At 72.5% G+C, this 13,879-nt stretch carries 9 protein-coding genes; 8 read left to right on the top strand and 1 reads right to left on the bottom strand.

The window, feature by feature from the left end:
* The first annotated feature begins 4 nt into the window (after positions 1-4).
* The 4 genes from ABZZ17_RS28015 to ABZZ17_RS28000 all read left to right on the top strand — a co-directional run bounded on the left by ABZZ17_RS28015 (position 5) and on the right by ABZZ17_RS28000 (position 6,360).
* Entirely contained in the window at positions 5-3,820 is a 3,816-nt protein-coding gene (locus tag ABZZ17_RS28015) for an amino acid adenylation domain-containing protein (RefSeq protein ID WP_356879826.1), read from the top strand.
* Between the two features lie 79 nt (positions 3,821-3,899).
* Positions 3,900-4,637 carry an alpha/beta fold hydrolase gene (locus ABZZ17_RS28010; RefSeq protein WP_356879824.1) on the top strand — a complete coding sequence of 246 codons (738 nt, stop codon included), beginning with the start codon at positions 3,900-3,902 and terminating at the stop codon, positions 4,635-4,637.
* Positions 4,634-5,602 carry an ATP-binding cassette domain-containing protein gene (locus tag ABZZ17_RS28005; RefSeq protein ID WP_356879822.1) on the top strand — a complete coding sequence of 323 codons (969 nt, stop codon included), beginning with the start codon at positions 4,634-4,636 and terminating at the stop codon, positions 5,600-5,602. The genes ABZZ17_RS28010 and ABZZ17_RS28005 overlap by 4 nt, the downstream gene beginning before the upstream one ends.
* Positions 5,599-6,360 (top strand): ABC transporter permease, encoded by a 762-nt coding sequence (locus tag ABZZ17_RS28000; RefSeq protein ID WP_356879820.1) that lies wholly within the window; start codon positions 5,599-5,601, stop codon positions 6,358-6,360. Before ABZZ17_RS28005 ends, ABZZ17_RS28000 begins: the two co-directional genes overlap by 4 nt.
* 76 nt (positions 6,361-6,436) lie before the next feature.
* Here the strand turns inward: ABZZ17_RS28000 and ABZZ17_RS27995 are convergent, their stop codons facing one another.
* Positions 6,437-7,945: an FAD-dependent monooxygenase gene (locus ABZZ17_RS27995; RefSeq protein ID WP_356879818.1), complete on the bottom strand. Its 1,509-nt coding sequence runs from the start codon at positions 7,943-7,945 to the stop codon at positions 6,437-6,439.
* Between the two features lie 398 nt (positions 7,946-8,343).
* Here ABZZ17_RS27995 and ABZZ17_RS27990 point away from each other — a divergent pair, with 398 nt between their 5' ends.
* From ABZZ17_RS27990 to ABZZ17_RS27975, 4 genes are read left to right on the top strand one after another with little or no spacing between them, the layout of a single operon-like run.
* Positions 8,344-8,658 (top strand): phosphopantetheine-binding protein, encoded by a 315-nt coding sequence (locus ABZZ17_RS27990; protein ID WP_356879816.1) that lies wholly within the window; start codon positions 8,344-8,346, stop codon positions 8,656-8,658.
* Positions 8,655-9,905, top strand: coding sequence for a cytochrome P450 (locus ABZZ17_RS27985; protein ID WP_356879814.1), 1,251 nt, complete (start codon positions 8,655-8,657; stop codon positions 9,903-9,905). Before ABZZ17_RS27990 ends, ABZZ17_RS27985 begins: the two co-directional genes overlap by 4 nt.
* Positions 9,902-10,639, top strand: a complete 738-nt coding sequence (locus ABZZ17_RS27980; RefSeq protein ID WP_356879812.1) for an alpha/beta fold hydrolase — start codon at positions 9,902-9,904, stop codon at positions 10,637-10,639. The genes ABZZ17_RS27985 and ABZZ17_RS27980 overlap by 4 nt, the downstream gene beginning before the upstream one ends.
* 52 nt (positions 10,640-10,691) lie before the next feature.
* Entirely contained in the window at positions 10,692-13,832 is a 3,141-nt protein-coding gene (locus ABZZ17_RS27975; protein ID WP_356879810.1) for an acyltransferase domain-containing protein, read from the top strand.
* Positions 13,833-13,879 lie beyond the last annotated feature (47 nt).

The raw sequence follows: 13,879 nt of genomic DNA, 5'->3' as shown, positions 1-13,879 counted from the left end.
ACCAATGATTCCGCTGTCATTTGTGCAACGTCGTACGTGGTTCCTGCACCAGCTGGAGGGTGCGGAGACCTGGAACATCTCAGCGGCGTTCCGGCTGACCGGGCAACTGGACCAGGACGCCCTGGTCGCCGCGCTCCGCGACATCGTCGACCGGCACGAGATCCTGCGCACCACCTACCTCACCGACGACGACGGCGAGCCCTACCAGCACATCCTGCCGACGGAGCGGGCGCGGGAGCAGGTGCGGGTGCCGGTGGCCGAGGTGACGCCCGAGGGCGTCTCCGCCGCGGTCGACGAGACCGTCGCGCACTGGTTCGACCTGACGGCCGAAATCCCCCTGCGGGCCCGCCTGCTGCGCTCCGGCCCCGAGGAGCACGTCCTGGTGCTGGTCATCCACCACATCGCCTCGGACGGCAGCTCGGGCGCACCGCTGGCGCGTGACCTGGCCGCGGCCTACAACGCCCGCCGCGCCGGCCGGGCACCGCGGTGGGAGCCGCTGCCCGTGCAGTACAAGGACTACACGATGTGGCAGCGCGAGGTGCTCGGCGACCTGGCGGACCCCGACAGCCTCGGCGCGCGGCAGATCGCGTACTGGCGCCGGGAACTGGACGGGGTGCCGCAGCCGCTCAACCTGCCGCTGGACCGCCCGCGGTCCGTGGAGGCGGGCACGGAGGGCGACGCGGTCGCCATCCCGGTGGGCGCGCAGGTGATGAACGGCCTGCAGAAGCTGGCCGACGGGCGCGGGCTGACCATGTCGATGGTCATGCAGGCCGCGCTCGGCGTGCTGCTGAGCAAGCTCGGAGGCGGTGACGACATCCCGATCGGCACGCCGATCGCCGGCCGGACCGACGAAGCGCTGAACGACCTGATCGGCTGCTTCGTCAACAACCTGGTCATCCGCATGGACCTCTCCGGCGACCTGACGTTCGCGGACCTGCTCGCCCAGGTCCGCGACAAGGCGCTGACGGCCTACGAGCACCAGGACGTGCCGTTCGAGGTGCTGGTCGAACAGCTCAACCCCGACCGCTCCGCGGCCTACCGGCCGATCTTCCAGGTGATGTGCGGCTGGCAGAACACCGAGAAGTGGTCCCTGGAGCTCGACGGCCTCGACGTGGAGTACCGCCAGGCCCTCCTGGCGACCACCCAGGTCGACGTGTTCTTCAGCATGACCACGGACGAGTCGGGGGCGCTGCGGGGAGACATCTCGTACGCGACGCACCTCTTCGACCGGGACACGGTCGAGGACATGGCCGCCCGGTACGCGCGCGTCCTGGAGCAGCTGGCCGCCGATCCGGGCGTGCTCGTCGCCGACGTCGACGTGCTGATCGCGGGCGAGCGGGAGCGGCTGCTGGAGGAGGTGAACGACACCGCCGAGCCGACCCTGGACGGCGGGCTCGTGGAGGCCGTGCGGCGGCAGGTGCGGGCGGCCCCGGAGGCGCTCGCCGTCATCGCCGAGGAGGAGTCCCTCACCTACCGGGAGCTGGAGGCGCGCTCGAACCGGCTGGCGCACTGGCTCGTCGGCCGCGGCGTGCGGCCCGAGTCACTGGTCGCCGTGTGCCTGCCCCGGACCGCGAACCTGCTGGTGGCGCTGCTGGCGGTGCTGAAGTCCGGCGGGGCCTACGTTCCGGTCGACCCGGACCACCCCCGCTCCCGGATCGACTTCGTCCTCGAACAGGCGAAGCCGGTGCTGGTGCTCGACGCGGACGCGCTGGCCGCCGCCGACTTCGACCGGTACCCGGACTCGCCGCCCGAGGTGGGCGTCCACCCCGAGAACACCCAGTACGTGATCTACACGTCGGGCTCGACGGGCACCCCGAAGGGCGTGACGATCCCGCGCGGCGCGGTGGCGAACTTCGTGGCCGCGACCCGGCGCCGGTTCCCGCTGTCGCCGGGGGAGCGGATGCTGTTCAGCACGACGGTCTCCTTCGACATGGCCAACACCGAGCTGTACCTGCCGTTCGTCTCCGGCGCGACGATGGTCCTGGCGAAGAAGGAAGCCGTCACCGACCCGTCGGCCGTGGTGGCGCTGCTGCGACGCCACGAGGTCACCGTGGTGCAGGCCACCCCCGGCTTCTGGCAGATGCTGCTGACGCACGAGCCGGAGGCCGCCAAGGGCCTGCGGATCATCACCGGCGCGGAGGCCGTCCCCGTACGGCTGGCCGAGACGCTGGCGGAGCAGGCCGCCGAAGTGGGCAACTGGTACGGCCCGTCCGAGACGACGACGTGGTCCACCACGGCGCCGCTGAAGGCGGGAGCGGGCGTGGCGATCGGCTCGCCGATCGGGAACACCCAGGTGTACGTCCTCGACCCGCGGATGCGTCTGGTTCCGCGCGGGGTGCAGGGCGAGCTGTACATCGCCGGCGCCGGCGTGGCCCGCGGCTACCAGGACCGGCCGGAGCTGACCGCGGAGCGGTTCGTGCCCTGCCCGTTCGGACCCGCCGGCGCGCGGATGTACCGCACCGGAGACCTGGTGCGGTGGAACAAGCAGGGCCTCCTGGAGTACATCGCGCGCACCGACCACCAGGTGAAGGTCCGCGGGTTCCGGATCGAACTGGGCGAGATCGAGCACGTGCTGGCCGGACACCCCGCCGTGGCCCAGGCGGCCGTCGTGGTGCGCGAGAACCAGCAGGGCGACAAGCGCATCGTCGGCTACGTGGTGCCCGAGGCGGGCGCGGCGGCCGGCGCGGCGGACGCGCTGCTCGCCGAGCTGTCCGAGCACCTGCGCGGGCGGCTGCCCGAGTACATGGTGCCGTCCGCGCTGATCCCGCTCACCGAGATCCCGCTGACGCCGAACGGGAAGCTCGACCGGCAGGCACTGCCGTCCGAGCACACGCCCGCCGTGGCCGGCCAGGCGCCGCGCAACTCCTTCGAGGAGAAGCTGTGCGCCGTCTTCCGCGAGCTGCTCGGCAAGGAGAACGTCGGCGTCGACGACGACTTCTTCGCGCTCGGCGGCCACTCGCTCCTGGCCACCCGGCTCAGCGTCCGCATCCGCAAGGACTTCGACGTCGACCTGCCCCTCAGGACGATCATCAAGTTCCCCACCGTGGCCGAGCTGGCCGCGCTGCTGCTCGCCGGCGCCGTCCCCGACGAGGTCGCCAACCCCTTCGGCGTCGTGCTGCCGCTGAACAGCGACCCCGGCACGGGCAAGAAGCCCCTGTGGTTCTTCCACGGCGGAGGCGGTCTGGGCTGGGCGTACTTCAGCTTCGTGACGCACGTGAAGGACCGGCAGGCCTACGCGCTTCAGTCCCGCGGCGCGGACGGCGTCGAACCGCTGGTGGACTCGATCGAGGAGATGGTCGACCACTTCATCGAGGAGATCCTGAAGGTCCAGCCGGAAGGGCCCTTCAACCTCGTCGGCTGGTCCTACGGCGGCACCCTCGTCCAGGCCATCGCGGAGGGGCTCGACCGGCGCGGGCACGAGATCGCCCTCACCGCCATCCTGGACTCCCAGCCGGGCGGCCAGGGCTGGACGGACATCCACCGCAACAAGACCGTGGCGGACTACCGGGGGGAACTGGAGGAGTTCTTCGGCCAGTACATCGGCACCGGCAACCAGCAGGACTTCCTGGACAACATGTCGAAGGTCCTCGCCAACAACACGAACCTCATGATGGATTGGGAATCCCCGGTCTACCGGGGCGACGTGGTGTTCTTCCACGCGACGCTCAAGGACGACATGTACGCCCACCTGTGGCGGCCCTACGTCCTCGGGACCATCGAGGAGCACGACGTGCGCGCCACGCACCACGAGATGAACCTGCCCGGACCCGTGTCCGAGGTCTTCGAGGTCCTCAACCGCAAGCTGGCGGACGCGCGATGACCGGAGCCCGGATCCCCGCGGCCACGTCAACGAACCACCGAACGGAAGATTGGGGTTGGTCGGGATGACAGAACCCGGCATGTCCGCGGAACACGGGGACAAGACCACGCTGCTGTGCGTGCCGTTCGCGGGAGCGGGTCCCTCGTTCTTCCACCCGTGGCGCGAGCTGGCCGCCGGCCGGTGGCGCGTGACCTCGGTCGAGCTGCCGGGCCGGGAGCGGCGGATCATGGAGGAGCCGTACCGCAACGTCGTCGAGGCGGCCGAGGGCTCGGTCGACGACGTCGTCGCGGACCTCGGCGAAGGGGCTCGGGTCGTGCTGTTCGGGCACAGCCTGGGCGCGGTGCTCGCGTACGAGCTGGTGCACCTGCTGACCGCGCGGGGCGTGCACGTCGAGCGGCTGGTCGTCAGCGGCTCGCCGGGCCCCTGGACCCAGCGCGAGCGGCGGGCGGCGGGCCTGCCCGACGAGGAGTTCCTCGCCAGGGTCGAGGAGTTCGCGGGGTTCAGGCACGAGGCCCTCGACCACCCCGAGATGCGCGAACTGATCCTCCCCGTGCTCCAGGCCGACTGCGAGATGCACGAGGCGTACGTACCGAGCACCGACGCGCCCGTGACGGTGCCGGTCTGCTCGCTGCGCGGCGCCGTCGACGGGCTGGTCACCGCGGAGGAGGCACGGCAGTGGCGGGCGGCGACCACGGCCGGCTTCACCTACGTGGAGTTCCCGGGGGACCACATGTACCTGGTCGACGCCGGCCGCGAGGTGCTGGACGTCATCGAGGCCCAGAGCGCCGGCGACCGGGAGCGGGCGGCGCGCGCATGAGGACCTCGGCGATCTCGGTGTCGGGGCTGCGGAAGGCGTACGGCGACAAAGCCGTCCTGGACGGCATCGACTTCGAGGTCGCCGAGGGCTCGGTCTTCTCCCTGCTCGGCCCGAACGGGGCGGGCAAGACGACGACGGTGAACGTCCTGACGACGCTGATCAGGGCGGACGCCGGAACGGTGCGGATCGCCGGGCACGACGTGGCGACCGCGACCGGGAAGGTCCGCGCGGCCATCGGGGTGACCGGCCAGTCCGCCGCCGTGGACGACCTGCTGACGGGCCGGGAGAACCTGCGGCTGATGGCGGACCTCAGGCGGGTGCCCGCGGCCGCCCGGCTCGTCACGCGGCTGCTGGAGCGCTTCGACCTGGTGGAGTCGGCCGAGAAGCGGGCGTCGGCCTACTCCGGCGGCATGCGCCGGAAGCTGGACCTGGCGATGACGCTGGTCGGCGACCCGGAGGTGATCTTCCTGGACGAGCCGACGACGGGCCTCGACCCGCGCAGCCGGCGCACGATGTGGGGGATCGTCCGCGAGCTGGTGTCCGAGGGCACCACCGTCTTCCTCACCACCCGGTACCTGGAGGAAGCCGACCAGCTCGCCGACCAGGTCGCGGTGCTCCACCAGGGCCGCCTGGCCGCCCGGGGCACCCCCGAGGCGCTCAGGCGCCGCATGCCCGGCACCCACGTCCGGTTCCGGTTCGCCGACCTCTACGAACTCGACTCGGCGGCCCGGATCCTGGTCGAGGCCGCGCGGGACGACGAGGAGCTGACCCTGCGGGTGCCGAGCGACGGGGAGACGAAGTCGGTGCGGGCCCTGCTGGAGCGGCTCGACGTCCACGCGGTCGACGCCCAGGAGTTCTCGGTCCACCGACCGGACCTCGACGACGTCTTCCTCGCCCTGACCGGGCGGACGGGACCGGAGGGGGCGGAACCCGCGTACGAGGGCAAGGAGGCGAACTCACGGTGAGCACCGTACCGACGTCGTTGGCCGATTCGGCGATCATGCTGCGCCGCAACCTGAGGCACACCGCGCGGAACCCGGTCGTGATGTTCAACGCGGTCCTGTTCCCCATCGCGATCATGCTCATGTTCGTGAAGGTGTTCGGGGGCGCGTTCAGCGTCGGTGAGGACTACGTCGACTACGCGACGCCGGGCCTGCTCGTGATGGCCGTCAGCCACGGGCTGGTCGCCACCGCGACGGCCGTGAACGACGACATGACCAAGGGCGTCATCAACCGGCTCAAGGTCATGGACGTCTCCCGCGGCTCCGTGCTCACCGGCCACGTCGTCGTCACGACGGTGCGCTGCCTGGTGTCCTGCGCGGCGATCCTCGGACTGGCCTTCGCGATGGGCTTCGCCCCGTCCGCGAGCGCCCTCGACTGGCTCGCCGTCTTCGGCGTCATCGTGCTGGTCAGCTTCGCGGCCGGCTGGCTGACCGTCGCCCTGGGACTGGCCGCGAAGACCGCGGAGTCCGCGGGCCTGGCCACCGTGCCGCTGATCATGCTGCCGTTCCTGAGCAGCGCTCTCGTACCCGCGGCCACGATGGGGGCCGGCGTGCGGCAGTTCGCCGAGTACCAGCCCTTCACCCCGGTCGTCGAGACGCTGCGCGGGCTGCTGCTCGGCGGCGTGTCGAGCGGTGACGTGATCGCGGCCGTCGCCTGGTGCGCCGGGCTCGCCCTCCTCGGCTACGCGTGGGCGGTCTCCACGTTCGACAAGCGGGCGTGACCGTCCGGCCCGCACCACGACGGCGGCCGCGCAGACCCACCGGGTCCCCGCGGCCGCCGTCGTGACCGGACCTCCCTCACCCCCGCGGGGCCGGACCGAACCAGGTGGTGAGGGCGGCCCGCAGCGCGGAGGTGTCGGGCGCGCCGTCGGCCGCCCAGGCGACATGGCCGTCGGGGCGGACGAGCACCGCGGCCGGCGCGGGCACCTCGCCGATGACGGGGACCGGCCAGAAGCCGTCCTCGCTCCGCGCTTCGACGAGGTCGACGCGATCGGCCCAGCCCTCGGCGGCCGCCACCGCCGCGCCGCCGCCCAGGTCGAGCAGCAGGGGGCGGCCGGCGTGCAGCAGTTCGTAGACGCGGGTGGCACCGACGGACGTCTTGAGATCGGCGTCGGGGACCCGGCGGCCCGCCAGCTGGTGGTCGCCGTCGACCGGATACCGGATGTCCAGCGCGGTCAGCATGCCCCGCAGGTACCCGTTGACGTCGTCGGAGACCATGAGCGCGCTGAACACGTCGCGCAGCGCGTCGGTCTGCGGGCCGGGGCGGGCCAGGGCGGACTGCGCCCTGGTGTTGTGCAGCACGCGTTCCCCGACGGGGTGACGCTCGGCGTGGTAGCTGTCCAGCAGGCCCTCCGGCGCCCGGCCGTTCACGACCGAGGCCAGCTTCCAGCCGAGGTTGAACGCGTCCTGGACGCCCATGTTCAGCCCCTGCCCGCCGGCCGGGAAGTGGATGTGGGCCGCGTCGCCCGCCAGCAGCACCCGGCCCTGCCGGTACCGGGCGGCCTGCCGCGCGGCGTCGTTGAACCGGGACACCCACCGCGGGGCGCGCATGCCGTAGTCGGTGCCCGCCAGCCTGACCAGGGACTCCCGGAGCTGCTCGAACGTCGTGGGCTCGTCGCGGTCCACGACGCGGTCGTACTCGGACGTGATCACCCGGAACCAGCCCGGCTCGAAGGCGATCGCCGAGAAGTCACCGCCCGCACAGCGCCGCACCCAGACGTAGTCCTCGGTCAGACCGGGGAGCTCGACGTCGCCGATCAGCGCGGTCATCGTCGCCGCAGTACCGGGGAAGTCGATGCCCGCCAGCTTGCGCACGGTGCTGCGCCCGCCGTCGCAGCCCACGAGGTAGCGGGCGCGCAGCGTCGAGGGCGGCGCCTGCGGCGTACGCAGTTCGACCGTCACGCCGTCCTCGTCCTGGCGGATCCCGCACACCTCGGACGAGCGGCGCACCCGCACGCCGAGCTCGGCGGCCCGCTCCTCCAGCAGCTGCTCGATCGCGGACTGCAGGATCATCAGCGGGTAGGGGTGCCTGGACTCGTGCTCGTCGAATTCCAGATAAAGGCCGGAGAAATGGCCCACCGGCTGCGGTTCGCCGACGTCGAGGAAACGGTCCAGGATTCCGCGCTGGTCCAGAACCTCAAGGGTCCGGGAATGCATTCCACCGGCCCGCGACTCGCCCGTCCGCTCCGCGAGCCGCTCCAGCACCACCACCTCGACGCCCGCCAGCCGCAGTTCGCAGGCGAGCATCAAGCCCGTCGGCCCGGCCCCCGCGATCACCACGTCCGCATCCATGCCGGTGTGTCCCACGTCGTTCCCCCTCACTCCACTGCGCCTCTAACGTCGTTGAATCACCCCCACGTTCACTGAACGCGGATCAGCCGGTCAAGGAACGCCGGGGCCGGTACGGGACGGGCCGCAGCCGCGCTTGCCTGTCCCGCCGGCGGGACGGGCGGCTGCTCCGGGCGCCGGCATGCAGGCCGGCCGGTCCACTCTCAACCCCGCGGGCGGTGAAACGCCGGACACCGCCGATGCGGTGTGCGCGGACGCGCATTCACGCGACGCTCCATTCGGCCATTCGAAGAATTCGTCTCGCCGGCGGGACAGCGTGAAGGGCCGCAGCGCCCGTCACGGCGATGACGGACCGGGACGGGACCGAAAAGGACGCGAGCGGGCATTCCCGGTCGGCGGAGGAAGGAAAACGGGCAATGGAATCGTCGCCGCAGGTGCTCCACCCGCGAGGTGGACAGGACGAGACGTCGCAGCGACAGGACGCGCCTCCGGGCGCGCCGGTGCCGCTGGCGCAGGAGATCGCGGAGCTCTGGGGGGAATTCCTCACCTCCGGCGAGGTCGGGGTGGACGACGACTTCTTCGTGCGCGGCGGCAATTCGCTGATCGGCATCAAGATCATCGAGCGGGTGGCGCAGGACTACGGCGTCAAGCTGTCCGTCCGCGACTTCTACCTGGCCCAGACCCCGGCCCGGGTCGCCGAGCTGATCGAGCAGGGGAGGGCCGCGGCGTGAGACTGACGCCGGGTCCCGGGCGCGACATCGACCTCGACGACGTCGACCTGTTCGACCTGGACCTCTACGCTTCGGGCGATCCGCACCCGGTCTGGGACGTGATGCGGGCCGAGACGCCCCTGCACCACCAGGTCCTGCCGGACGGCCGCGAGTTCTGGTCCGTGACCCGGTACGAGGACGTCCGCCGCGTGCTCGGCGACCACCGGGAGTTCACCTCCGAGCGCGGCACCGTCCCCACCCACCTCGGGACGGACGACGTCGCCGCCGGCGTGCTGATGACCTCCACCGACCCGCCGCGGCACACCGAGGTCCGCCGGCCCCTCGGCTCCAAGCTCACCGCGCGCGCGGTGAAGGCCTGGGAGGACCGGATCCGCGCGACGGTCGTGCGCTTCCTGGAGCCGGCGCTCGACGGGGGCACCTTCGACCTCGCCGAGCAGGCACTGCTCCTCCCGGCGCTGGTCACCGGCCCGCTGCTCGGGATACCGGAGAAGGACTGGGAAGAGCTCGTCCGGCTGACCGCGATGGTGACGGCCCCCTCGGACCCGCACTTCCGGCTGGGCAGCGAAGCCGCGACGCTGGCCATCTCCCACCACGAGCTCGTCACCTACGTCAAGGACTGGGTCAAGGAGCGGCGGGACACCGGGGACGAGGGCGACAGCCTCCTCCACCACCTCATGAGCGTCCGCCCGGGAGGCGAACCGCTGGACGACGAGGAGATCGCCCTCGACGGCTACAGCATCCTCCTCGGCGCCAACGTCACGACGCCGCACACCGTCTCGGGCACCGTGCAGGCGCTCATCGAGCGCCCCGAACAGTTCGACAAGGCAGCGGCCGACCTGTCGCTGGTACCGAACCTGGTCGAGGAAGGGCTGCGCTGGACGTCGGCCGCCTGCAACTTCATGCGGTACGCGGTGGACGACGTCGAGATCGGCGGGGGCACGATCCCGGCCGGCGGCGCGGTCGTGGCGTGGATCGGGTCGGCCAACCGCGACGAGACCCTGTTCCCCGACCCGCACACCTTCGACATCACGCGGGAGGGCGCGAAGCGCCAGGCCGCGTTCGGGTTCGGACCGCACTTCTGCATCGGCGCCCCGCTGGCCCGCATGACGCTGCGCGTCTTCTTCGAGGAACTGCTCCGGCGGTTCGAGTCGATCGAGCTCGCCGGCGAACCGGAGCACCTGCGTTCGTACTTCATCGCCGGAATGACCCACCTCCCCATCGTCGGCCAGAAACGACAGACGCCATGACAACCGGCTCCACCACCGCCGCCTCACCGTGGTTCGTCCGGCCGGGGGCCGCCGAGCACCCCGCCCGGATCTTCTGCCTGCCCTTCTCCGGGTCCGGGGCGTCGGCCTTCAGCGCCTGGCCGGCCGCGATCGGCGACGCCGAGGTCTGCCCGGTCCAGTTCCCCGGCCGCGAGAACCGGCTGGGCCACCCCCACTACGGCACCTACGAGAACCTGGCCGCCGGCCTGGCCGAAGCGCTGGAGCCGCTGCTCGACCGGCCCTTCGCGTTCTTCGGGCACTGCGCGGGCGCGCTGCCGGCGTACGAGACCGTGCTCCGGCTCGCCGAGCTCGGCCTGCCCGGCCCGGACCGCCTCTACGTGTCCGGCCAGCCCGCCCCGCACGACGCCTCGCGCGACCGGATGCTCACCATGACCGAGCCCGAGCTGCGCGCCGAACTGGAGTCGTTCCTCCGCGGCCGCGGCATCGAACCCCGGCCGGACATGATCGACATGGGCATGTTCGTGCTGCTCCGCGACCACGCCGCCGCGGGTGCCTACCGGCGGCCGGAGCCGGTCAGGATCGACTGCCCCATCGTCGTCCTGCACTGGCGCGACGACCCCGACGTGAGCGCCGAGGAGCTGGAGGGCTGGCGCCGGTACTCGGACTCGGTCGAGATCCGGGTCGTCGACGGCGGCCACTACGACTTCATGGACGCGCCGGACGAGCTGCTGACGCTGCTGGCCGGCCGGCGGTGAGAGCAGTTCAGCCCGCACGAGCCGTAAGCCGAGGGAACCGGAAGGAATTCGTATGAGTGGCGCAGCCGCCGGCATCGCCGTCATCGGGATGGCGTGCCGCTTTCCCGGCGTGAACGACCTGGGTGAGTTCTGGCGCCTGCTGTCCGACGGGAAGTCGACCGTCGGACAGTTCCCCGACCACCGGGCGGCCGGCTCGGCGTACACGTCCCATCCGGACGCGGACACCCTGAGGTCGGGGTCGTTCTTCGACTCCGTCGACGGGTTCGACGCGGAGTTCTTCGGCACGGGCGCGGCGGAGGCGGCCGCCATGGACCCCGTGCAGCGGCTGGGGCTGGAACTCGCCTGGGAGGCCGTCGAAGACGCCCGCGTCCCGGCGAGCGCGCTCGCGGGCCGCGAGATCGACGTCGTGGTCGCCACCGCGCCCTCCGGGTACGACCTGCTCCGCAAGCTGTCCGGCAGCGACCGGGACGACCACTACGCCGCGCTCGGATCGAGCGGTGCGCTGATCGCGAACCGCATCTCGGCCCTGTTCGACGTCCGCGGCATGAGCTTCTGCGCGGACTCGGGCCAGTCCTCCTCGCTCGTGTCGCTGGCGCTGACGTGCGAACGGATACGCGCCGGCGCGGTCGACATGGCGATCGCGGGCGGCGTCCACCTGATCACCGATCCGGAAGCGGGAGGCGCGCTGGCGAACCTGGGCGCCCTGTCGCCCGACGGCCGCTGCTTCACCTTCGACGAGCGGGCCGGCGGTTTCGCCCGGGGCGAGGGCGGGGCGTTCGTCGTGCTGAAGCGGCTCGACCTCGCCGTCGCCGACGGGGACCACGTCTACGCGGTCGTGCGCGGCTGGGGCGTCGGCAACGGCGGCGCCTCCACCCGGATGCCGGATCCCAGCCCCGAAGGGCAGGCGGCCGCGGTGCTGGCCGCCCTCGACCGCGCGGCCGTACCGTTCGACAGCGTCGACTACGTCGAGGCCCACGGCACCGGCACCCGCATGGGCGACCCGGCCGAGATCTCCGGCCTGCGCCGGGTGTTCCGGGAGACCGGCCGCAGCCGCCCCCTGGCGATCGGCTCGGCGAAGACGAACGTCGGGCACCTGGAGCCCGCCGCCGGCATGGTCGGCTTCGTGAAGGCGGCCCTCTGCGTGGACCGCGGCCGGCTGGTGCCGAGCCTGAACTTCCGCTCCCCCAACCCCGGCATCCCCGACTTCCACGAGGACTTCGAGGTCCCGCGGGCCGCACGGCCCTGGCCGGGCGAACCCGGCCGGCCGCGACGCGCGGGGGTGTCGGCGTTCGGCATGGGCGGCACCAACGCGCACGTGATCCTCGAACAGGCCCCCGAGCAGCGGACGGAACCCCGCCCCGCCGGGGAGGACGCGGCCTCCGCGGGCGGTTCCGCGGTGCGGCCGTGGGTGCTGTCGGCGCGGTCGGAGCCGGCCCTGCGCGAGCAGGCGGCGCGGCTGCGGGACCTGCTGGCCGCGGACGCCTCGCTGTCGGCCGCCGACGTCGGCCACTCACTGGTGTCGACCCGGTCGCTGTTCGACCACCGGGCGGTCGTCCTGGGCGCCGGCCGCGAGGAGGCGCTGGCAGGCCTCGACGCGCTGGCGGCGGGCGATGACGCGGCGACGGTGGTCCGCGGGGCGGCCGCCGGAACGGCGGGTCCGGTCGTCTTCGTGTTCCCCGGCCAGGGGTCGCAGTGGCTCGGCATGGGCCGGCGGCTGTACGCCGAGTCGGAGGTCTTCCGGCACGGCATCGACGAGTGCGCGCGGGCCCTGGAGCCCTGGGTGGACTGGTCGCTGGTGGACGTGGTGACCGGCGCGGAGCCGGCCGGGTGGATGGAGCGGATCGAGATCGTCCAGCCCGCGCTGTTCGCGATGCTGGTGTCGCTGGCGCGGGTGTGGCGCTCCCTGGGGGTGACGCCGGACGCGGTGATCGGGCACTCCCAGGGCGAGATCGCCGCGGCCTGCACGGCGGGCGTCCTGACCCTGGCGGACGCGGCCAAGATCGTGGCCCTGCGCTCCCGGCTGCTCGCCACGGTCGCCGGACAGGGCAGCATGGCCGGGATCCTGCTGCCCGAACAGCAGGTACGGGAACTGCTGGAGCCGTGGGGAGCCCGGGTCGGGATCGCCGCGGTCAACGGCCCGAACTCCACCACGGTCTCCGGCGAGAGCGCGGTCGTCGAAGAGCTCGTCGCGGCCTGCGAGTCCCGGGGCGTGCGCGCCCGGCTCATCAAGTCGACCGTCCCCGGCCACTCGCCGCTGCTGGACCAGCTGGAGGACCGGCTCACGGACGGGCTCGGCCGGATCACCCCCGGCCCTTCGCCGGTGGCGGTCTACTCGACGGTGACCGGCGACCTGATCGACCCCGCGGAACTGGACACGGCCTACTGGTTCCGCAACCTGCGGCAGACCGTCCGGTTCGAAGCGGCCATGAGGCGCGTCATCGAACACGGACACGGCACGGTCGTCGAGATCAGCCCCCACCCCGTGCTCCAGGTGGCGGTCGAGGAGACCGCCGACGCGCTGGCGGCCTCGCCGGTGGTGGCGGGCACCCTGTACAAGCACGACGGGAGCACGGGCCGGGTCCTGGCCTCGCTCGCCGAGCTGTGGGTGCGCGGCGTGCCGGTCGACTGGGAGGCGGTGTTCGCCGCGGACCGCCCGCGCCGGATCGGCCTGCCGCACTACGCCTTCCAGCGGCAGCGGTACTGGCTGACGGCGCCCGACGACGGCGGCGCCACGAACGGCTCCTCCGCCCGGGCGGGCGCACCGGGGGCGGCCGGACCCGGGACGGGCACCCGGGCCGCGGACCTGGACTCCGAAGCCGCGGTCCTCACCCTCGTGTGCGCGGAAACGGCGGCGCTGCTGCGGGCGAAGGGCACGGACCTGACGGGCGCCGGCCTGGAAGCGAGGCCGACGGACACCTTCAAGTACCTGGGCTTCGACTCCTCGCTGGCGGTGGCCCTGCGCAACCGGCTCGCCCCGGCGGCCGGAGTACGGCTCCCGGCCACCGTCGCGTTCACCTACCCCACCCCGCAAGCCCTCGCCCGCCGGCTCTTCTCCCTCCTCCGGCCGCAGGAGCCCGAGACCCCGGAGACGCCCCCGCAGGCGCCCCGGGTCCCGGAAGCCGCGGAGGGGACGGGCCCGGAACACCACAGCGATGACGATCTGTACGCACTGATCGACCGCGGATACGTGTAGCCGCACCCGTAGCCGCACCCGTTCTTTCAAGAAACCGTAGGGGGAGG

It is taken from the genome of Streptomyces sp. NPDC006512 (genome assembly GCF_040611935.1).
GTDB lineage: Bacteria > Actinomycetota > Actinomycetes > Streptomycetales > Streptomycetaceae > Streptomyces.
Note: the sequence above shows the minus strand (reverse complement) of the source record. Positions and strands in the feature narration are given on the sequence as shown.